General features: G+C 70.7%; 15 protein-coding genes and 1 pseudogene. 7 read left to right on the top strand and 9 right to left on the bottom strand.

Annotated features, from left to right (window positions below; all coding sequences use genetic code 11):
* Positions 1-48: 48 nt before the first annotated feature.
* The gene (locus ACWFR3_RS28415; protein ID WP_453737490.1) at positions 49-3,774 is read right to left on the bottom strand and encodes an nSTAND1 domain-containing NTPase; all 3,726 of its coding nucleotides are present in this window, start codon (positions 3,772-3,774) and stop codon (positions 49-51) included.
* A gap of 95 nt (positions 3,775-3,869) precedes the next feature.
* Here ACWFR3_RS28415 and ACWFR3_RS28410 point away from each other — a divergent pair, with 95 nt between their 5' ends.
* The gene (locus ACWFR3_RS28410; RefSeq protein ID WP_453737489.1) at positions 3,870-5,468 is read left to right on the top strand and encodes a glycosyltransferase family 39 protein; all 1,599 of its coding nucleotides are present in this window, start codon (positions 3,870-3,872) and stop codon (positions 5,466-5,468) included.
* Here ACWFR3_RS28410 and ACWFR3_RS28405 read toward each other — a convergent pair.
* The 4 genes and pseudogenes from ACWFR3_RS28405 to ACWFR3_RS28390 form a co-directional block, all read right to left on the bottom strand.
* Positions 5,458-6,357, bottom strand: a complete 900-nt coding sequence (locus tag ACWFR3_RS28405) for a class I SAM-dependent methyltransferase (protein ID WP_453737488.1) — start codon at positions 6,355-6,357, stop codon at positions 5,458-5,460. The two genes, ACWFR3_RS28410 and ACWFR3_RS28405, sit on opposite strands and share 11 nt — an antisense overlap.
* 143 nt (positions 6,358-6,500) lie before the next feature.
* Positions 6,501-7,193, bottom strand: a pseudogene (locus tag ACWFR3_RS28400) (helix-turn-helix transcriptional regulator); the annotation flags it as partial.
* 30 nt (positions 7,194-7,223) lie between these two features.
* Positions 7,224-7,967, bottom strand: coding sequence for a class I SAM-dependent methyltransferase (locus ACWFR3_RS28395; protein ID WP_453737487.1), 744 nt, complete (start codon positions 7,965-7,967; stop codon positions 7,224-7,226).
* Positions 7,968-7,973: 6 nt separating this feature from the next.
* Positions 7,974-8,279: a 4a-hydroxytetrahydrobiopterin dehydratase gene (locus tag ACWFR3_RS28390; RefSeq protein WP_453737486.1), complete on the bottom strand. Its 306-nt coding sequence runs from the start codon at positions 8,277-8,279 to the stop codon at positions 7,974-7,976.
* Positions 8,280-8,444: 165 nt separating this feature from the next.
* Between ACWFR3_RS28390 and ACWFR3_RS28385 the strand changes: the two genes are divergently transcribed.
* On the top strand, positions 8,445-9,266 hold the full coding sequence (locus ACWFR3_RS28385; protein ID WP_453737485.1) for a helix-turn-helix domain-containing protein: 822 nt from the start codon (positions 8,445-8,447) through the stop codon (positions 9,264-9,266).
* 3 nt (positions 9,267-9,269) lie between these two features.
* The gene (locus ACWFR3_RS28380) at positions 9,270-9,674 is read left to right on the top strand and encodes a winged helix-turn-helix transcriptional regulator (RefSeq protein WP_453737484.1); all 405 of its coding nucleotides are present in this window, start codon (positions 9,270-9,272) and stop codon (positions 9,672-9,674) included.
* A gap of 3 nt (positions 9,675-9,677) precedes the next feature.
* On the opposite strand, the gene ACWFR3_RS28375 is transcribed toward ACWFR3_RS28380, so the two are convergent.
* Positions 9,678-10,106, bottom strand: coding sequence for a hypothetical protein (locus tag ACWFR3_RS28375; RefSeq protein WP_453737483.1), 429 nt, complete (start codon positions 10,104-10,106; stop codon positions 9,678-9,680).
* 254 nt (positions 10,107-10,360) lie between these two features.
* On the opposite strand from ACWFR3_RS28375, the gene ACWFR3_RS28370 reads away from it, so the two are divergent.
* The 4 genes from ACWFR3_RS28370 to narI are packed head-to-tail and all read left to right on the top strand — an operon-like array spanning position 10,361 to position 16,958.
* Positions 10,361-14,044, top strand: coding sequence for a nitrate reductase subunit alpha (locus tag ACWFR3_RS28370; RefSeq protein ID WP_453737482.1), 3,684 nt, complete (start codon positions 10,361-10,363; stop codon positions 14,042-14,044).
* Complete coding sequence (gene narH / locus ACWFR3_RS28365) at positions 14,045-15,670, top strand: nitrate reductase subunit beta (protein ID WP_453737481.1); 1,626 nt, start codon at positions 14,045-14,047, stop codon at positions 15,668-15,670.
* A complete protein-coding gene (gene narJ / locus ACWFR3_RS28360) occupies positions 15,667-16,236 on the top strand; it encodes a nitrate reductase molybdenum cofactor assembly chaperone (protein ID WP_453737480.1) in 570 nt (189 codons plus the stop codon). Before narH ends, narJ begins: the two co-directional genes overlap by 4 nt.
* On the top strand, positions 16,236-16,958 hold the full coding sequence (narI, locus tag ACWFR3_RS28355) for a respiratory nitrate reductase subunit gamma (RefSeq protein ID WP_453737479.1): 723 nt from the start codon (positions 16,236-16,238) through the stop codon (positions 16,956-16,958). Before narJ ends, narI begins: the two co-directional genes overlap by 1 nt.
* A 27-nt stretch (positions 16,959-16,985) precedes the next feature.
* On the opposite strand, the gene dnaK is transcribed toward narI, so the two are convergent.
* The 3 genes from dnaK to ACWFR3_RS28340 form a co-directional block, all read right to left on the bottom strand.
* On the bottom strand, positions 16,986-18,851 hold the full coding sequence (dnaK, locus tag ACWFR3_RS28350) for a molecular chaperone DnaK (protein WP_453737478.1): 1,866 nt from the start codon (positions 18,849-18,851) through the stop codon (positions 16,986-16,988).
* A 136-nt stretch (positions 18,852-18,987) separates the two neighbouring features.
* Entirely contained in the window at positions 18,988-19,413 is a 426-nt protein-coding gene (locus tag ACWFR3_RS28345; RefSeq protein WP_453737477.1) for an OsmC family peroxiredoxin, read from the bottom strand.
* Positions 19,414-19,486: 73 nt separating this feature from the next.
* Positions 19,487-21,301 (bottom strand): vWA domain-containing protein, encoded by a 1,815-nt coding sequence (locus ACWFR3_RS28340; protein ID WP_453737476.1) that lies wholly within the window; start codon positions 21,299-21,301, stop codon positions 19,487-19,489.
* Positions 21,302-21,446 lie beyond the last annotated feature (145 nt).

Below are 21,446 nucleotides of genomic sequence, written 5' to 3'. Positions count from 1 at the left end.
GGCGGAGTTCCGTCGGGAGACCTGTAGGCGATTTCAGGCCCGCCTGCGTCAACAGGTCTCCCGGTACTCGGCAGTCGGCATGTACGTACGCCACTGCGATCTGCTGAGCCCGCCGCGGGCTCGATCGCACACCACGTCCGCCGCGCGGCCCGCCGTGACCGGCACCGAGCGAACGGGATTGTGCGCGGTCGCCACCCGCAGTTCGTCCCCTGCGAAGCCGAGCGCCAGGACGGCCCCGTCGACGCCGGGGTACTCGGCGCCATCGAGGCGCGGGGTCTCCGACTCCCAGACGCGAACGACGCCGTCCGCCCCGCCCGCCGCGAGGTAGCGCCCGTCCTTCGAGAAGGCAAGCTCCAGGTCCTCCCCGGCCGATTCGTATGAGCCCGGGAAGAGCACACCTAGTACGCCAGTGCCGCGGGCATCCCACAGAGTGAGTCTTCCCTTCTCGTCGGCCACGGCGAGATAGCGGCCGTCGGGGCTGTAGGCAGCGGCCTCCAGCAGGTTCTCGCCACGCACCGCCCGCGCAGAACGTCCCGTCGCGAGGTCGGTGAGCACGCCGTCCCAGGTGAAGACCGAGCGTCCGTCGGGCGCCAGCGTCCCTGCAAGACCGCCGGTCGGCCGCCGCAGTACCTTGCTGCGGCTGTTCCTGGTTATCTTCCAGACCTCGATCTCCCAGTTGTCGTTGTCCCGGGCGCCCTGCGGCGTCCCACCGGTGACGACTCCCCCACCGCCCGGCGGGACCACGATGCTCTCCACTGTCGACGGCACCGTCGTACGGGCCGACTCCTCGCCCTTCCCGACGTCCCACTGCCGAACGGTCGTGCCGCGCCGCCCCGTGAACCCGTACGCGAGCGTCCGGCCGTCCGGCGAGAACGCCCACGGCTGCGTCCCGCAGTCCGGGCATGCCGGACCGGGCAGCGACTTCGACGCCGCGCCGTCCCGCGCATCCCGCAGCCTGAACTCGGCCTCTCCGCCACGGCGTTCGACGGTCACAAGGGTGCGCCCGTCCGGGCTGAAGCGTGCCGACGCGAGAACCCGCTCCAGCCGGTGCGTCTTCAGGGCCGCACGGATGTCGAGGGTCCGCACGGCTCCGGCGCCGGCCTGGTAGCGGATTACCCCGGCTACCGTGTCCAGCCGCACGTCGGTGGCTCCACGGTCCTGTAGGGGATACCTCAGCAGCGGGATGCCCGGCGCCTTCGTCCGCCACAGGGTGATCTCGCCGTCGGCAAGGACTGCCGCGGTGGCACCGTCGTCGGCGAAGTCCAGGCTGCCCTCCAGATGACCGGGCAACTTGATCTTCGGTCGCTCACGTCCGGTACGCGGCTCCCACGTACGGATGCCTCCCGGCACGGAGAAGGCGAGCGCTCGACTGTCCGGGGTGAAGGCCACCTCCGCGGCGCCGCAGACCTTCTCGTCCACCTCGCGCGACCAAGTCCGCGGGATCTCCCGCCCCTTCGCGATGTCCCGGACGGAGAGACGGCCAGCCTTCTCCGCGCTTCCCTTCTCCGAACAGGACGCGAGGAGCCGGTCATCCGGGCTGAGCGCGGGAGCGGGGCTCTCCGTGGTCCTGTGACGAATCTCGTCGAGCAACTTGTGCCGCCGTACGTCCCACACCTGCACCGTCGCCCCGCCGCGTACCCCGGCGCGGACGATGAAAGTCCGACCGCTCGGCCCGAACCAGCCGTCGGTGTCCTGCCGCTCACCCGTTCCGAAGCGCGGGCCCGCGGCTCGGTTCCTGCCCAGGTCCCACACCAGGACGCCGTCTTCGCCCTGCTGCGCGATCAGTCGTCCGTCGGCGCTGACGTCCATGTTGTTCTCGTGGATACCGGGCCTGTCGTAGCTGCCGATGCGGTCGTGGTCACGCATGTCCCACCGCACCACACGGTCACGGTCGATGGCCGTCAGCGTACGGCCGTCCGCGCTCAAGTGGCCGGGCACGTTGGATACGTTGGCGCCCCCGGGGCCGGAGAACGAGTCCTGCTCCTGCCACGACCCCGCGGTACGTACCGCCTCCCTCGTCTCGGGCAGATCGGCCACCCGCCAAGCCGCCACGCTCAGCCGCATCGCGGTCACCGGGTCCGAGAGGCGCAGCGTCCGCGCGACTCCGACGATCCGCCGCGCCTCGGCCTGCGCCTGCTGCCGCTCCACGTTCCGGTTCTGCTGCCAGGCGCCAACGCCCGCCACCACGGCGAGGCAGAGCAGTACGGCGAGGCCGGACAGCAACGCACGCGTACGCCTCGCGGCACGGGTTCCGTCCCGTACTCCGGCTTCGTGGACGTCGATGCCCGCTCGGAGGAACCCGGCTTCGAGTGGCGTCAGTTCACCAGCGGCTCCGAGCCGGGTCGGTTCATCCCTCGCAGGGACTTCGCCGAACATCTCCCGAGCCGCCTTGAGTCGCGTCCCCCGGTACACCGCCCCCGGGTCCCGCCCCAGCTCCTCCCACGCCACGGCCGCCTCGGTCAGTGCCCGGTGCAGCCGCAGCCGTTCCCTGTCCGCGTCCACCCACGCCCGCAGCCTCGGCCACGCACTGATCAGGGCCTCATGGGCGAGGTCCACGGTGGTGCCGTCGACGGTGAGCAGCCGCGCGGCCACCAGGCGTTCCAGAACGTCGTCGCAGCCGGGCGGCAATTCGGCACGGTCTACGGGGCGTCGGGTGTCCTGCGTGCCGTCGCCCGGTGCCACCATCCGCAGGAGAAGCCGGCGCGCCGTCGCGGCCTCGGCCTCCGTCAGACGGCCGAAGACTTCCTCCGCGGTATGCGCGATGGCACCCCGGACACCGCCGATCGCCTCGTACGCCGCCTCCGTCAGTGTCCTGCCGTTGCGCCGCCGCCAAACTTCACGCAAGGCGTGGGCCATGAGCGGCAGTCCGCCCGGCTCGTCCGCCACGTCGGCGACGATCCGGGCCGTCAAGGGCCGCTCCACGATGAGCCGCTGCGCCGCAGCCGGTCTGACGATGGCCTCACGCAGACGGCTCGGCTGCATGGGACCGACAAGGAGGTTGGCATCGCCGAGAGCGTCGGCCAGCGGGCCGTGTTCGGCACAGCGGCCGTAGAAGTCGGCGCGCACGGCCACAATCACACGCAGGCGGCTTTCGCGGGAGCCGGCGGCCAGCAACCGCGTCAGGAAGGCGGTCCGTTCGTCCGGATCGTGACAGAGCGAGAAGACTTCCTCGAACTGGTCGACCACGAGGAGCGTGTCGCCGTCGCGGTCGGCGGGCGTGAAGAGGCCCTGGTGCGTCCGGGCCGGGCGGTCGCCCGGGGTGAGAATGCGGATCGCGGCGGGCCGCCACGCGTCGGTGGGCTGACGCAGCGCCGGGATGAGCCCGGCCCGCAGCAGCGACGACTTGCCGCTGCCGGAAGCACCGATCACCGCCGCCACACGACGGCGCGAGACGAGCCGCACCAACTCGTCCACGAGGTCGCCGCGGCCGTGGAAGCGGGCCTGGTCGTCGGTGCCGAACCGGGCGAGCCCCGGATAGGGCGAATCGCCCTCGTCCGTGTCGCGTTCGATGTCCTCGGCGACCGTCGCGAACCAGCGTCTCTCCCACTCTCCGGGATCCCCGTCGCACACGGACACGTAGGCGAGCAGCACGGGCAACGTCGGGATCCGCTCCCCCGCGGCGGCGGCGGAGAGCGTGGGCGCCGAGTACGGCACGCGCTGTGCCATGGCCCGGTAGGTGGGACTGCCCGCCTCCACACGGAGTTTGCGCAGTTCGTGCGCGAAGCGTTGGACGGGCCCCGCCGTCGGCTCCAGCGGCTTCTCCCGGCGCCCCATCTCGCTCCCCGTCCTTCCCAGCCCCCTCTGGTCAAGATTCCGGCCCACGTTAGCAATTGATCGGTACGGCGAAACAGGGCTGCCCATCAATCCGCGTGCCACTGAAGTCGGCCTTCACGGACCGGCCTTCGGACCCGGCCAAGCCGACACACACGCACGGGGAGCCCGCCATCGCCACCGTCACCCGAACCACCCCTTCACCGCCGCCGCAGACCCCCGTTCGGAAAGCCGGGCGTGCCCTGCTGCTCCGGGATCGCGCCCGGTGGCTGCCCGTCGTCCTGCCCGGCGCGCTGCTCGCCCTCGCTCTGGGCTTGTGGGGCGTACGCCGTGGCGGCCACATGTGGCGGGACGAAGCCGTCACGTACGACATCGCCCACCGCAGCCTTTCCGACCTCTGGCACACACTGGGGAACGCGGACGCCGTGCACGGGCTCTACTACCTGCTGACCTACGGTCTCTTCCGCGTCTGTGCGCTCTTCGGAGGCGCCGAACCGCTGCTGGTGATGCGAGTCCCGTCCGTCCTGGCAATGAGCGTGGCCGCAGCCGGGGTGGCGGTGATCGGGCGGCATCTCTCCGGTCCGCGAGCGGGGCTTTTCGCCGGGGCCGCGTTCGCGGTGGTGCCGTCGATCCAGCGCTTCGCACAGGAGGGGCGTTCGTACGCGATGGTGTGTGCGGCGGTCGTCTGGGCCACGTATCTGCTGGTACGCGCGGCTTCGGCCGACGGACGCCGGGCACGCCGTCTGTGGTGCCGGTACGGGGCCCTGATGCTGCTGGCGTGTCTGCTGCACGAGTTCGCCGTGTTCGCGCTGCCCGCGCATGCTCTGACGGTGCCTCGGATCGCACGCCGCCCGTGGACGCTGGTCGCGGCGGTCGTGGCCGCGGGTTTGCTGCCGCTCGCCGTGCTGAGCCAACGGCAACAGGCGCAGGTCGGGTGGCTCCACGTCGATCCGGGCTTGTACGCGGGGGCCGTCGGCCTGTGCGCGGCCGGAGTGGTCTGCGCGGCGTTCCTGGGAGAGCAGGCGGAGCACGCGGAGCGGCCGGTCGGGCTACGGCGGCTTGCACTGTCGCTCCTCGCCGTCCCCACCCTCACGCTGCTGCTCATCGCCCCGCTCAAGCCTCTCTACGCCGACCGTTACGTCCTGTACTGCCTCGCCGGGCTCGCGCTGCTCGTCGGTGCGCTGCTCGACCGGATCGCACGCGGCGGACGCGGGCGAGCCGCGATCGCCGTGACGGCCGCCGCTGCCGCTCTGGTCGCGCTGGCTCCCGTCAGCATGCATCTGCGTACTCCGGAGAGCCGCCTCGACGACACGTCAGCGGTCACGGAGGCCATTCAGGACGCAGGTAGCCGCGGCGACGCCGTGCTGTACATGCCTCTGCGACGCCGCGGCTGGTCCCTGCCGCACCCGCACGCCGTCGCCGGACTCGACGACCTCGCACTCGACCGGGGCCCGGCCGCGTCCCACACCCTGTACGGCACCGAGGTGCCCGCTGATGTCATCCGCGCCCGGATGCTCGGGGAGCGCCGGATCGTCTTCGTCACCGATCCGTCCCGCGATCCCGGCGACCTGATCAAGCGGGAGACCGTGAAGCGTGATGTCCTCGATGACCACTTCGAACAGTGCGGCACGAAGAGCGCCCGGGGCTGGCGCGTCACCCTCTACGCCCGCCCCGGCCACTGTCCGGCTACTCCTTGACCCCCACATGCACCGTCTGCACCGACAGCAGGAACACGTCGGGCCGGTGGTGCAGGCTCTGTTCGTCGTTTGCGTCCAGGAGGCGGTCGACCGTGGTCAGGTCGTCGGCGTCCAGCGTCTCCGCGTGCATCTCCCGGCGGCGGGAGAGTTCGGTGATCAGGTGGGCGCGGGCGGAGTCGGAGACGGGGGCCGGGAGGTCAAGGAGGAACGAGCGGGTGCCGGCGTGGCGCAGGCCCGTTTCGGTGAGGAGCGCGGGCCAGTCCTCCGTGACCGCCTTCGCGCCCGGCAGTTCCGCGCGCATCTGCGTGAACCACTTCTCGTCCGCCAGGTCGAAGCGGGTCTGCAGGCCCGGTCGGCCGAAGCCGATGTCCCGCGGCAGGCTGCGGGGGTTCAGGCCGCCCTCCAGGAGCGCGATCGCGCCGCCCGGTGCGAGCCGGTCGGCGAGGGCGGCGAGGGCCGCCTGCTGATCGCCGACGTGGTGCAGGGCACGGCCGATCCAGAGGAGGTCCGCGGGCGGCAACGCGTCTATTCCCTCGGGGAGTTCGGCCTGCAGTGTGGCGACCCGGTCCGTCAGGCCCTCCCGGTCGGCCCGCGCCCGTGCGCGCTCCAGGAGCGGCTGTGCCGGGTCGACCGCGATCACCTCCGCCTTGGGGAAGATCTCCGCGAGGAGGAACGAGACGGAGCCGGAGCCTGATCCCACGTCCGCGATCAGGGTCGGCTCCGGCTGCCAGGTGCGCAGCCATGCGGCGATCTCGCGGTTCTGGGGAGCGGCGAGCTGTGCGTGCCGCTCCAGCATCGGGCCCATCGTGGCCCAGTCGATGTCCTCGTGGTGGTGGCCGTGCTTGTGGCCGTGCGCCTCGCCGTGCCCGTGATCGTGATCGTGCGCCATCGTCTGCCGCCGCCTTCTTGTGGTGTGGGTTCGGGAGTGGGCCTGAGCCGTTTCCCAGCCTGCGCCGCGGCCCTTCTTCTGGCCAGTCGCCTTGCGGTTTCGGCAAACGCGGTGGGCTGTCCGGGTGGGTGTGAGTGCGTGGGTCACGCATAGCGTTCGTGCAGTTTCGCCGCCGTCGAGGCCAACTTCGCCCGCAGTTCCGGGGGTTCCAGTACCTCGATGTCCGCACCCAGGCGCAGGAACTCGTCGTGGGCGTGGTCGACGGACTCGACGGGGAGCACGGCCCTGATCCAGCCGTCGCCACCGGGCTCGGTGCGGCCCGTCGACTCGGCCGCGCGGGCCGCGGGGCCGGAAAGGCGGGACACAGCGGGCGGGGCGAGGCGCACGACGGCCTCGCCCCGCTGGAGCCGTGCGTGAAAGGCCTCTTGGTACGACTCCCAGTACGCCGCCAGGTCGAAGCCTGCGGGCACGGTGAACGCCTCCTGCGCCGACTCGAGTCGCAGGATCTGGTCGACCCGGTAGGTGCGCGGCGGGCCATCGGATTGCGTGGCCGCCGCGATGACGTACCAGCGGCCCGCCTTGAGGACGAGGCCGTACGGCCGCAGGCTGCGCTCCACTTCGGTGGGAGCCTGCCAGCGGCGGTAGCGGACGTGCAGGACCCGACTGTTCCAGACCGCGTCGGCTACGGCGGACAGGTGCGGCACGTCGTCGGGGCGTGCGTACCAGCCGGGGGCATCCAGGTGGAAGCGGGCGCCCACGCGGTCGGCGTGCGGGAGCAGTTCCGCCGGGAGCGCCGCGCGCACCTTGAGCTGCGCGGCGGCGAGGACCGGGCCGAGGGACCTGGCTGGACAACTGGGCGATGCGGTTCACCCGGCGGGCGGCTTACGGAACGACCTGAGGGTGAAGCGCGGGTCGGGGCGCGGTACATCCTGGTCCGGCAGGGCCGTAAGGGCCCGCGTGAGCTGTGCGGCCAGGGGGCCGTCGGGCGGGATCTGGGTGAACCAGCCCCGGCGGACGTCGGCGATCGTCGAGCGGGGCGTGCGGCCCTGGCCGTGGCCCCGGAAGCAGGTCTCGCCCGCCGGTATCAGGCCACGCGCTTGGGCGTACGCCTCGACCGCCCCGGCACCGTCGGCCGCGGGGAGCACCGGGCGCGGGGCGAGCGCGGCGTCGATGTCGCTGCCGACGTCGTGCGCTGCGGCCTTGTCGACGGTCGTGACGAACACTCCGCCGGGCCGCAGCACCCGGGCGCACTCGGCGACGACCGCCGCCGCTTCCCCGGCGCCGGACAGCAGATGCAGCAGCCACACCGTGCAGATCGCGTCGAACGAGGCGTCCGGGAAGGGGAGTTGGCGGCTGTCGCCGAGGACGACGGCACCCGGCAGCCGGCCCGACGCCATGCGCGCCATGTTGTACGCGGAGTCCACGCCGGTCACCCGCAGGCCCGCACCGGCGAGGCGGCAGGTGACCAGGCCCGTGCCGCAGGCGACGTCGAGCAGGGTGCGGGTGTCCGGCGGCAGCAGGCCGCGGACCGCGGCGGCAGCGGCGTCGGCGCGGGGCTCGCCGCCGCGCGAGGCGTCATAACGGTCGGCTTCCCTGCTGTAGTCCAGCATCGGAGCTCAGACCGCTCCGTGCCCGGCCGCCGACTCCTCGACCCTGCGGGCCAGGTCGAAGTCGAGCGCCGTGACGGCGCCGCCCGCGCTGTGCGTGTTCACGGCCAGGGAGACGGTGTTGTAGCCGAGCGTCAGCTCGGAGTGGTGGCCGAGCTCCTCCTGGATCTGCGCGATGTGGACGACCATCGCGGTGGCCGCGAAGTGCGAGCCGAGCCGGAAGGAGCGGGTGATCCGGTCGCCTTCGAGCGACCAGCCGGGCAGCTCCGCGAGCCGCTCCTCGACGTCCTTCTGCGACAGCGGTTCGACTGGCATGACCGCGCCCCTTTCCCGTGCGTGCGTACCTGCGGACGAATGGACGGACGTATGTCCCTCAGCCTGCCACACCGAGCCCCGCGCGGCCCTGAACAGGCCACCGGCCGCGGACCCGGCGCCGCTGGGCCCCGCCGGATCCCGCACCCCTTCGATTACTGTCTGGGTATGACAACTGCCGTGTCCATCAGGGAAAGTTCCGGCGTCGGCCCGCTGCTGCGCGGGTGGCGCGAGCGGCGCAAGATGAGCCAGCTGGATCTGGCCCTGCGCGCCGACTCCTCGGCGCGGCACATCAGCTTCATCGAGACCGGCAGGTCACGCCCGAGCGAGGAGATCGTGCTGCGCCTCGCCGAGCATCTCGACGTACCGGTGCGGGACCGCAACTCCCTGCTGCTCGCGGCCGGTTACGCTCCCCGCTTCCGGGAGACCCCGATGGACGACCCCTCGATGGGCGCCCTGCGGGAAGGTCTTGAGCAACTCCTGCGCGGCTACGAGCCCTACCCCGCCCTGGTCGTGGATGCCGCGTACGACGTGATCGCCGCGAACCACGGCATCTCGATGATCATGGACGGCATCCCCGAGCACCTCCTGCAGCCGCCGCTGAACGCCATGCGGCTCACGCTGCACCCCGAGGGCCTCGCCCCGAAGATCCGCAATCTGCGCGAGTGGCGCGGGCATCTGCTGCACCAGATGGAGCGGCAGATCGCCCTGCAGCGTTCCGACGCGCTGCGTGCGGTGTACGAGGAGGTGGCGGCGTATCCGGTGGCGGATCCCGGTGTCGACGTCGTGGAGGCCGACGGGTCGCAGAGCGGCACGCCCTACTTCGCCCTGCCCCTGCGCATCGAACACGACGGGCACCTGCTCTCCTTCGTCTCGTCGATCTCCACCTTCAACACCCCCATGGATGTGACGGTCGCCGAGCTGGCCATCGAGACGCTGCTCCCTGCCGACCCGGCAACGGTCAAGTTCCTCCAGTCGGCGGGGTCCTAGCCCATGAGGACCAAGCGGATCAGCGGCGGTCCCGACGACGCGGACCTGACCCGCGCCGACTCGCTGGCCCGCGAGATCTTCTCGGGCGTGGCCAACAAGTGGGCGCTCCTGATCATCAACGCCCTGGCCGACCGGACGCTGCGCTTCACCGAGCTGCGGACCGCGGTGGACGGCATCAGCCACAAGATGCTCACCCAGACCCTGCGCGGCCTCGAACGCGACGGCGTCGTACACCGGACCGTGTACGCCACCGTGCCGCCGCGCGTCGAGTACCGCCTGACCGAGGCGGGCGAAGGGCTGCTCGCCACGGTCGACGGCATGTGCGCCTGGACGCACCGCTACCTCGCCGAGATCGAGGCGGCCCGCAGCCGCTTCGACGCGCGCGGGGCAGGGGCAGAGGCCCCCTAGCCGCTAGCAAGCGCGCATGGCCCGCAGTGCCACGTACTGCACTGCTGCGAAGCCGGCCACGACCACGGCCTGGAGCGGGATCCACACCGCTCCCGCCGTGCTGGGCGAGAACCAGGCGACCACGGCGACGACGCTGAGCAGCGCCCAGAGGGTGTTCGCCTCGATCACGCCCCGGACGGCGAGCACGGGCGGGCTCTTGCGGGAGGCGAGGTAGCCGACGCCGGCGGCGTACAGCGTGAGGAAGACACCGAGGCCGAGCAGGAGTCCCGCGTCGACGCCGAGGAGGCGTCCGAACGGGCCCGACGCGGCGGCGTACCCGAGGCCGTTGCCGGCGGTGACGACCGCGTCGAGGGCGAGAAAACGGCGCAGCATCGTCTTCGGGTCGTCGGTGCGGGCCAGTACGGTGAGCGGGAACGCGGAGTACGTCGACATGAGGAACCGGCCTCCAAGCAGCGGAAGGGGAAGGGAGCCGGACCCGGGCCGGAGTGCGCCGGACCGGATCCGGTAGGGCCAACCCTGCCGGGCCCGCGGGCGAGGGTCGATTACCTCAGGGGTAAGGCACCCCCAGCCCGCTGTAGACCGGCCCCCGGCAGACCAGCCCCCGCAACCCGTACGGCGGAAGCCGCCGTGTGCCCCCGCCACCGCGCACCTAGGTTCGTTGAAAGGCAGACTTAGGGAGCTCAAGGGTGACAGAGACGACCGAGCCCGGCGCCGCGCTGCTGCGTGCTGGCAAGTTCTTCCGCCGCGGCACCGCCGCCCCCGACCTGCACAGCATCGGACTCGTCGGCGGCCGGGACGCGGACGCCTTCTACCGGGACCGGTGGAGCCACGACAAGGTCGTGAACTCGACGCACGGCGTGAACTGCACGGGATCCTGCCGCTGGAAGGTGTACGTCAAGGACGGCATCATCACCTGGGAGACCCAGCAGACCGACTATCCCTCCGTAGGCCCCGACCGACCCGAGTACGAGCCGCGCGGCTGCCCGCGCGGCGCCGCCTTCTCCTGGTACACGTACTCACCGACGCGGGTGCGCTACCCGTACCTGCGCGGCGTGCTCCTGGAGATGTACCGCGAGGCGAAGTCCCGGCTGCGGGACCCGGTCCTTGCCTGGGCGGACATCCAGGGCGACCCGGAGCGGCGCAGGACGTACCAGCAGGCGCGCGGCAAGGGCGGCCTGGTGCGGGCGACCTGGGACGAGGCCGTCGAGATCATCGCGGCGGCGCACGTCCACACGATCAAGACCCACGGCCCCGACCGGGTCGCGGGCTTCTCCCCCATCCCCGCGATGTCGATGGTGTCGCACGCGGCGGGCGCCCGCTTCATGTCGCTGATCGGCGCTCCCATGCTGTCGTTCTACGACTGGTACGCGGACCTGCCGGTGGCCTCGCCGCAGGTCTTCGGCGACCAGACCGACGTACCGGAGTCGGGCGACTGGTGGGACGCCGCGTATCTGATGATGTGGGGCTCGAACGTCCCGGTGACGCGTACGCCCGACGCGCACTGGATGGCCGAGGCGCGCTACCGGGGCCAGAAGGTCGTCGCCGTCTCGCCCGACTACGCGGACAACACCAAGTTCGCCGACGAGTGGCTGCACCCGCACCCCGGCACGGACGGGGCCCTTGCCATCGCGATGGGCCACGTCATCCTCAAGGAGTTCTTCGTCGACCGGCGGACGGACTTCTTCACCGACTACGTCAGCAAGTTCACCGACCTGCCCTTCCTGGTGACGCTGACCGAGCGCGACGGCGCGTTCGTCCCGTCCAAGTTCCTGCGCGCCTCCGACCTCGGCGAGGACGGCGAGGGCGACGACTGGAAGACGGCCGTCCTGGACGAGAGAACCGGGCAGCCCGCCGTCCCGAACGGCTCGCTCGGCTTCCGCTGGACCGAGTCCGGCAAGGGCAAGTGGAATCTGGAGCTGGGCAACATCAAGCCGCAGCTCTCCCTGCACGACTCGGATGTCGCCACGGGCGTCGAGGTACTGCTCCCCCGCTTCGACACCGAGGGCGGCACACATGGCCAGGGCCGCGGCGAGATCGTCCGGCGCGGGGTGCCCGCCACACGGCTCGGCGGGCAGGACGGCCCCCTCGTCACGACGGTCTTCGACCTGCTGCTCGCGCAGTACGGCGTCGGCCGCGAGGGCCTTCCGGGCGCGTGGCCTTCTTCGTACGAGGACGCCGACGCACCCGGCACCCCGGCCTGGCAGGAGGCGCACACCTCGGTCCCGGCCGCGAAGGCGGTGAAGATCGCGCGGGAGTTCGCGCAGACGGCCGAGAAGTCGCGCGGGCGCTGCATGATCCTGATGGGGGCGGGGACCAACCACTGGTTCCACTCCGAGACCATCTACCGCGCCTTCCTCGCGCTGCTCCAGCTGACCGGCTGCCAGGGCCGCAACGGCGGCGGCTGGGCGCACTACGTGGGGCAGGAGAAGTGCCGCCCGGCGACCGGCTGGGCGACGCTGGCCAGCGCCAACGACTGGAGCAGGCCGCCGCGGCAGATGATCGGCGCCGCGTACTGGTTCCTGAACACCGACCAGTGGCGCTACGACAAGTTCGCCGCGGACGTGCTCGCATCGCCGCTCGGCGAGGGGCGGTTCGCGGGGATGACCGGCGCCGACTGTCTCGCGCTCTCGGCGCGCACCGGTTGGATGCCGTCCTATCCGACCTTCGACCGCAACTCGCTCGATCTCGGCGAGACCACCGAGGATCCGGTGGCCAATGTCGTCGACGAACTGAAGGCGGGCACCCTCAACTTCGCCTGCGAGGACCCGGACGCCCCGGAGAACTGGCCGCGCGTCCTGACCCTGTGGCGCGCCAACCTGCTCGGCTCTTCGGCGAAGGGCGCGGAGTACTTCACCAAGCACCTGCTCGGCACGCACTCCTCGCTGCGGGCGGAGGAGGCGGAGCCCGACGAGCGGCCCTCAACCGTGAAGTGGCGCGACGAGGCCCCCGAGGGCAAGCTCGACCTGCTCGTCTCCCTTGACTTCCGCCAGACGTCGTCGACGCTGCTCTCGGACGTGGTCCTGCCCGCCGCCACCTGGTACGAGAAGCACGACCTCTCCTCCACGGACATGCACCCCTACGTGCACTCCTTCACCCCGGCCGTCGACCCGCCCTGGCAGGCCCGCACCGACTTCGACACGTTCAAGGCGATCGCGGAACGGCTCAGCGAGCTGTCCGTGGACCATCTCGGCGTGCGCAAGGACGTCGTGGCCACCGCGCTCCAGCACGACACCCCCGGCGAGACGGCGCAGCCCGGCGGTGTCGTCCTGGACTGGCGCAAGGGCGAGTGCGAGGCGATCCCGGGCAAGACGATGCCGGGCCTGACGGTGGTCGAACGGGACTACACCGCGATCGGCGCGAAGTTCGCGGCGCTCGGCCCGCTCGCGGAGACGCTTGGCCTGCCCGCGAAGGGCATCGCCCTGCGGCCCGACCAGGAGGTCGACGAGCTGCGCGAACGCAACGGCGTCGTGCGCGGCGGGCCCGCCGACGGGCGCCCCGCCCTGGACACCGCGATCAAGGCCGCGAACACCATCCTCGCCCTGTCCGGCACGACCAACGGCCGCCTCGCCACCCAGGGCTTCCACACCCTGGAGGCGCGCACCGGCCAGGAGATGGCGCATCTGGCCGCCGAGCACGAGGGCAAGCGCATCACCTACGCCGACACCCAGGCCGCCCCCGTCCCCGTGATCACCTCGCCCGAGTGGTCGGGCAGCGAGGCCGGCGGACGGCGCTACACGGCGTTCACGCTCAACACCGAACACCTCAAGCCCTGGCACACCCTCACCGGACGCCAGCACTTCTTCCTCGACCACGACTGGATCCACGAACTGGGCGAGGCGATGCCCGTCTACCGGCCCCCGCTGGACATGAACCGCCTCTTCGGGGAGCCACGGCTCGGCCCGGACGGCGAGGCGGAGGTGACGGTCCGCTACCTCACCCCGCACAACAAGTGGTCCATCCACTCCGAGTACCAGGACAACCTCTTCATGCTGTCGCTCTCCCGGGGCGGCCAGTGCATCTGGATGTCGCCGCAGGACGCGGAGGCGATCGGCGTGAAGGACAACGACTGGATCGAGGCGGTCAACCGCAACGGCGTGGTGGTCGCGCGGGCGGTCGTCTCGCACCGGATGCCGGCCGGTACGGTCTACATGCACCACGCGCAGGAACGCACGGTCAACGTCCCCAAGACGGAGACCACCGGCAAGCGCGGCGGCATCCACAACTCCCTGACCCGCCTCATCCTCAAGCCGTCCCATCTCATCGGCGGCTACGCCCAGTTGTCGTGGGCCTTCAACTACCTGGGCCCGACGGGCAACCAGCGCGACGAGGTGACGGTCATCCGCCGCCGCTCGCAGAAGGTGGAGTACTAGATGCGCGTCATGGCACAGATCGCGATGGTGATGAACCTCGACAAGTGCATCGGCTGCCACACCTGCTCCGTCACCTGCAAGCAGGCGTGGACGAACCGCGACGGCATGGAGTACGTCTGGTTCAACAACGTCGAGACCCGCCCCGGCCAGGGCTACCCGCGCCGCTACGAGGACCAGGAGAAGTGGCGCGGCGGCTGGGAGCTGAACAAGAAGGGCGCCCTGAAGCTCAAGAACGGCGGCCGCATCAAGGCTCTCCTGGAGATCTTCTCCAACCCCAAGCTGCCGGAGATCAAGGACTACTACGAGCCCTGGACGTACGAGTACAAGAACCTCACCGACGCCCCCCTCGGCGACGACTACCCGGTCGCCGAACCGCGTTCGCTGATCAGCGGCAAGCCCATGAAGATCGAGTGGTCCTCGAACTGGGACGACAACCTGGGCGGCGCGACGGAGTACGGCGATCTCGACCCGATGGTGGCCAAGACCCGTGAGAAGGCCGCCGAGAAGGTCAAGTTCGCCTTCGAGCAGACCTTCATGTTCTATCTGCCGCGGATCTGCGAGCACTGCCTGAATCCGTCGTGCGTGGCGTCCTGTCCCTCCGGCGCGATGTACAAGCGCGAGGAGGACGGCATCGTCCTGGTGGACCAGGACCACTGCCGCGGCTGGCGCAAGTGCGTGACCGGCTGCCCGTACAAGAAGGTGTACTTCAACCACCGCACCGGCAAGGCCGAGAAGTGCACGATGTGCTACCCGCGCCTGGAGGTGGGCCTGCCCACCGTCTGCTCGGAGACGTGCGTGGGCCGCCTGCGCTACCTCGGAGTGATCCTCTACGACGCCGACAAGGTGACGGAGGCGGCGTCCGTGCAGGACGACACGGCGCTGTACGAATCCCAGCTGGGGGTCTTCCTCGACCCCGAGGACCCCGAGGTGCGGCGCGAGGCCGAGCGGGCCGGGATCGGCCACGACTGGGTCGAGGCGGCACGCCGCTCCCCCGTGCACGCGCTGATCAGCACGTACAAGGTGGCGCTCCCGCTGCACCCGGAGTACCGCACGATGCCGATGGTCTGGTACATCCCGCCGCTTTCGCCGGTCGTGGACGCACTGAGCGAGACCGGGCACGACGGCGAGGACCTGGACAACTTGTTCGGCGCGATCGACACCCTGCGCATCCCCCTCGAATACCTGGCGGAGATCTTCACGGCCGGTGACGTGGGCCCCGTGCGGTCCTCGCTAGAGAAGCTGGCGGCGATGCGGGCGCACATGCGGGCGATCAACCTCGGTGACCGGCCCGACAGTTCGGTCGCCGACTCCGTGGGCATGTCGGGCCAGGAGATCGAGGAGATGTACCGCCTCCTCGCCATCGCCAAGTACGAGGACCGCTACGTCATCCCGACCGCCGCGGTCGGTGACGCGCAGCGCCTGGAGGAGTCGGCGGTGCCCGACTCGTGCAGCCTCGATCACGCGGACGGTCCGGGGATGGGCGGCGACGGGCCCTTCGGCCAGGACTCGGGGCGCAAGCAGCTGCCGCTCGTGACCATCGAGAGCTTCCACGCCATGCGGGAACGGCAGACCTCCGACGAGCAGCCGTCCGCGACCGAGACCGCCGCCGAGAGGGACACCCTGTGAGCGACAACGCCGTGCTCTATCAGGCAGCCGCGCACTGCCTGTCCTATCCGGACGGGGAATTCCGCGAACTGCTCCCCCAACTGCGCGCGGCGGCGCCGCAAATGGAGAGCTTCCTGGCACACGCGGCGGCAACGGAACCGTCCGCTCTCGCCGCGCACTACGTCCAGGTCTTCGACTTCAAGAACCGTCACAGCCTCTACCTCAGCTGGTGGCGCGACGGCGACACGCGGCGGCGCGGAATGGCCCTGGTCCGCTTCAAGGAGGTCTACCGGGAGCACGGCATGGAGTTCACCGGCGAGGAGCTGCCGGACTTCCTGCCCGCGGTCCTGGAGTTCTCCGCGCACGCGGGTCCTGTCCTCCTCCAGGAGCACCGGCCGGGCCTGGAGCTGCTGCGGCTCGCCCTCACCGATTTCGGCACTCCCTACGCGGCCGTCCTGAAGGCGGTGTGCGCGACGCTGCCGGGCCCCTCGCCGAAGGACCGGGCAGAGGCGCAGGCCCTTGCCCGGTCCGGTCCGCCGCGCGAGGACGTCGGTCTTGAACCCTTCGCAATGATCGGGGAGCACTGATGAGAACGCTGCTGTGGGGCGTCATCCCGTACGTGGTCGTCGTCCTCCTGGCGGCGGGCCTCGCCTGGCGCTACCGCTACGACAAGTTCGGCTGGACGACGCGTTCGTCACAGGTCTACGAGTCCAAGCTCCTGAACATCGCGTCGCCGATGTTCCACTACGGAATCCTGTTCGTCCTCGTCGGGCATCTGGTGGGCCTCTTCGTCCCCGAATCCTGGACGGAGAAGGTGGGCGTCAGCGAGCACACGTACCACCTGTTCTCGCTGTACGGCGGCACGGCGGCGGGCATCCTGCTGGTGCTGGGCATCCTGCTGCTGCTCTACCGGCGGCGCACGAACGCGCCGGTGTTCCGGGCGACGACCGCCAACGACAAGCTGATGTACCTGGTGCTGTTCGCGGCGATCGTGCTCGGCATGGTGGCCAAGCTGACGCATTCCTCGGGCGACGGCTACAACTACCGTGAATCCATTGCCCCCTGGGCCCGCAGCCTGTTCACCCTCCAGCCCGACACGGACATGATGGCCGGGGTCCCGGTCATGTACCAGATCCACGCGGTGGTCGGCATGGCGCTGTTCGCCCTGATCCCGTTCACCCGGCTCGTGCACATGTTCAGCGCGCCGGTGCAGTATCTGTTCCGGCCGTACGTGGTCTACCGCAGCAAGGACCCGAGCCGGGTCGGGCCGCGTCCGGAGCGGCGGGGCTGGGAGAAGACGGGGTCTTGAACCCTCACCCCCGCCGCCGGGCGGGGGCTAGCCTTCGGTGCCTTTCCCCTTCCCCTCCCCCGGCTTCTCGTCGTCCACTATCTCCGCGTCGACCACGCCCTCCTCGGGAGAGGACTCCGGGGCCCCCTGCGGGGTCTCGCCCGCACTCGTATACATGGCCTGCCCCATGCGCTGACTGACCGTGGCCAGCTTCTCCGCGCCCACGCGCAACGCCGCCGTGTCGTCGGCCTTGTCCTTCAGGAGGGTTTTCAGCTCCGTGGCCGCCGCCTCCACCTCGGTCCTTGTCTCGGCGGGTATCCGTTCCTCGTTCTCCCGCATGAACCGCTCGGTCTGGTAGACGAGTTGCTCCGCCTGGTTGCGGGTCTCCGCGGCCTCGCGCCGCTTGCGGTCCTCCTCCGCGTGCTCCTCCGCCTCCCGCACCATGCGGTTGATGTCGTCCTTGGGCAGCGCGGAACCGCCCGTCACCGTCATGCGCTGCTCGCGCCCCGTCGCCTCGTCCTTCGCGGACACGTGCATGATTCCGTTGGCGTCGATGTCGAAGGTGACCTCGATCTTGGGGACACCGCGCGGCGCCGGGGGCAGCCCGGTGAGGTCGAAGACGCCCAGCTTCTTGTTGTACGCGGCGATCTCCCGCTCCCCCTGGAAGACCTGGATGCCGACCGAGGGCTGGTTGTCCTCGGCGGTCGAGAACGTCTCCGAACGCCGGGTGGGAATCGTCGTGTTGCGTTCGATGAGCTTGGTCATGATGCCGCCCTTGGTCTCGATCCCGAGGGACAGCGGCGTCACGTCGAGGAGCAGGACGTCCTTCACGTCACCCCTGATCACACCGGCCTGGAGCGCCGCGCCGAGCGCCACCACCTCGTCCGGGTTGACCCCCTTGTGCGGCTCGCTCCCGGTGAGCTCCTTGACCAGTTCCGTCACCGCGGGCATCCGCGTCGAACCGCCCACCAGAATCACGTGGTCGACGGCGGAGAGCTTCACGCCCGCGTCCTTCACCGCCTGGTGGAAGGGGACTCGGCAGCGTTCGAGCAGGTCGGCCGTCAGCTCCTGGAACTGGGCGCGGGTCAGCTTCTCCGCCAGATGCAGCGGACCTTCCGCGGACGCCGTCACGTACGGCAGATTGATGTCCGTCTCGCTCGACGACGACAGCTCGATCTTCGCCTTCTCCGCGCCCTCCCGGAGGCGTTGCAGCGCCATCTTGTCCTTGGCGAGGTCCACTCCGTGCGCGTTCTTGAATTGCCGCACCAGGTACTCGACGATCCGCTGGTCCCAGTCGTCGCCACCGAGCTGCGTGTCGCCGTTGGTGGCCTTCACCTCGATGACGCCGTCGCCCATTTCCAGGAGCGAGACGTCGAAGGTGCCGCCGCCGAGGTCGAAGACGAGGACCGTCTGGTCGTCGCCCTTGTCGAGGCCGTACGCGAGGGCCGCGGCCGTCGGTTCGTTGATGATGCGGAGCACCTTCAGGCCCGCGATCTCGCCGGCCTCCTTGGTGGCCTGGCGCTGGGTGTCGTCGAAGTACGCGGGGACGGTGACGACCGCGTCCGTGACGTCCTCGCCCAGATAGGACTCGGCGTCTCGCTTGAGTTTCTGCAGGACGCGGGCGGAAAGTTCCTGGGCGGTGTAGCGCGTACCGTCCACCGAACCACCGTCAGGGAAGCGCCAACTCCCGTCGCCCATATGGCGCTTGACGGAGCGTGCGGTGCGCTCCACATTGGTGACCGCCTGCCGCTTGGCGACCTCTCCGACGAGGACGTCGCCGTTCTTGGCGAAGGCGATGACCGAGGGCGTGGTGCGCGCTCCCTCCGCGTTCGCGACGACCGTGGGATCACCGCCCTCCAGGACGGCCACCACCGAGTTCGTCGTACCGAGGTCGATCCCGACTGCACGTGCCATGTCCAGTCTCCTTCCACCGCGAGCCCGTTTCCCGGCGTACTCCGCCCTCCATCACAAAACTTGAGCGGCTTATTGTCAATGCCGCATATGACTGTGCCGCCGCCCCGGGAGGGACGGCGGCACGGTCCGGACCGCGTCAGGCGAGCTTCGCCGTCAGCGTGATCGTCGTACCCGTCAGCGCCTGGCTCACGGGGCAGTTCTTCTTGGCGTCCTCGGCGGCGGCGGTGAACGCGGCCTCGTCGATGCCCTCCACCGTGCCCTCGACGGTGAGGTGGATGCCGGTGATGCCGGTGCCCGGCTGGAACGTCACGTCGGCCGACGTGACCAGGCGGGTCGGCGGGGTGCCGGCCTGGGCGAGGCCGTTCGAGAAGGCCATGGAGAAGCAGCTGGAGTGCGCGGCGGCGATCAGCTCCTCCGGGCTGGTCTTGCCGTTGGCCTGCTCGGCGCGGGACGGCCAGGACACGGCCTGCTCGCCGATCCCGGACGAGTCGAAGGTGACGGTGCCGGAGCCCTCCAGCAGGTTGCCTTCCCAGACCGTGTGCGCGGAGCGCGTGGTAGCCACGATGCAGATCCCTTCAGTGCGGTTCCGTGATGCGTTCCGGAACTTCCGTGCACCCATCCGATCACACCCTGACTCAGCGCACGCGGAAGACCGGCCCACGGGCGGTGAACGGAAGGCGACCGTCGGACGGGAGCAGGTACGCGTGCTCCCTGCGGACCCGCAGCACGTCGCACTCCCCGTCGGTGATCACCAGGACGGGTGCCGCCGCGGGGAAGTCGTCCGCACGCTGGAGCAGATCGACGCCAGGCTGCAGCACGGTGCCGCCACGCCCCCGCACACGGACCCGCCCCGCGATCTCCGTGACCGGCAGATAGCCCGCGTCGTGCGGGGCGGCGTCGCAGAAGACGACACGCGCGGCCGGTACGTCGCGCGCGGTGGCGTACGAGGCGATGGCGCCCAGGGCCTTGCCCAGCAGGCGGCGGTCCATGGAGCCGGAGGTGTCGAGCACGACACCGAAGGTGCAGCGGGCGATCTCCTCGGGCGGGTGGTAGCGGCCCGCGCGCGGGATGCCGGGGGTCGATGCCTGGCGGCGCGACGGGCGGGCGTAGCTGCGCAGGGGTTCGGGGCGCGGCACGAACTCGTCGAACCAGCGGGCGAGTCGGGCGTCCCACGGCACGGGCGGATGCGTGAGCGCGCGGATCTCTTCGATGAGACCGCCCGGCAACAGCCCGCGGTTCTGCTCGCGATGGAGGTCGAAGCCCTGGAGGAGACCGCGCCGGTAGAACTCGTCGAGGTCGACGTAGTCGCCCACGGGCGCGCCGAGCGGCTCGCCCAGGATGTCGCCGCGGCCCTTGCCACGCAGGGTCGTCGCGAGGCGCCGCATGCGCCGCTGGTCGGTGACGATCCTGTCGTACACCTCCTCGGCGGCCAGGCCCGCGAGATCCGGGTCGAACAGCAGACCTTCCGGCATCTCCCCGACGCCCATCTCGCGCAGCCAGCCGTTGACGACGTAGTCGGCGGCCACGTTGAAGAGGTACGGGTCGCGGGCGCCGCGGCGGTCGCCGTGCCGGAGCGCGGCGTGCAGCATCTCGTGGGCCAGGATGAACCTCCACTCCTCGTCGGCGTACTGCTTCAGCGGGTTGATGTAGATCTCCCCCGCCGCCGCGTGCACGGCGGCCACGGAGATCTGGTGGGCGCGGGCGAGTTCGGCGTCGGCGACGATCGTCATGCCGGCCGCGATGCCGCCGAGGAGGGGGTAGGAGGACACGAACCAGCTGAGCGCGCGTTCCCAGGGGCGGGTGGGGACGCGCGCGCCCTTGAGCTCGTCACGTCGTCCGCCTGCCACGTCCATGGCGGCGGAGACGGTACGGGTGAGGGCGCGCGCGAAGTCGGTCTGCCAGTCCTTGACGGGGCCGTACCAGGAGGACCAGGGCACGAGGAGTTGGTCGGGTGCGGTGTCGCCCGCGCCGGCGCCGCAATTCTCGTATCCGGCGGGGATGCCGTCGCGGCGCCAGCGGGCGGCCAGCTGCTCCTCGTCGCCGCCGGGGAAGGTTGCGGGCAGGTTGTCGGGCGGGCGGCCTACGGGGAAGGTCTGCTGGAAGCGGTTCACGACTGTGCAGCGGGCGGCGAGGTCGTACCGGTCGGGCTGGGTCCGCTTCCCCTCTGCCGCGGGGACGTGTCCGAAGCCGAGGTGGAGGAGGCAGTGGGCCAGGGCCCACGCCCATTCTGCCGGGGCGGCGTGGCGGGTGGGGTGGGCATGGACGCAGCCGTCGGAGTCGACCTTTGCGTAGCCGTGGGGCGGGGCGGATTTGCAGGCGGTGCGACAGAAGGTGGCGTCGAGGGAATCGAGGGCGGGGTTGCGCCGGACCATCTCAAGTCCCTTGAGGTACGCCTCTGTTGCGGGGTCGGGCGGCTTCTCGTCGCTCTTTGCCTTGCCTCGGCTGGTCATGCGGGTAACTCCTCTTTCTCTTTCCCCAACCCCGCCCCTTCCCGGCTGTATCCATTGGCGGCTGCGCCGCGCAGGGGGCTCCGCCCCCAGACCCCCGGTCCTCAAACGCCGGACGGGCTGAAAGATCCAGCCCGGCCGGCGTTTG

Source organism: Streptomyces sp. NPDC055189, from assembly GCF_053606765.1.
This window is presented reverse-complemented; position numbering and strand designations above follow the sequence as displayed.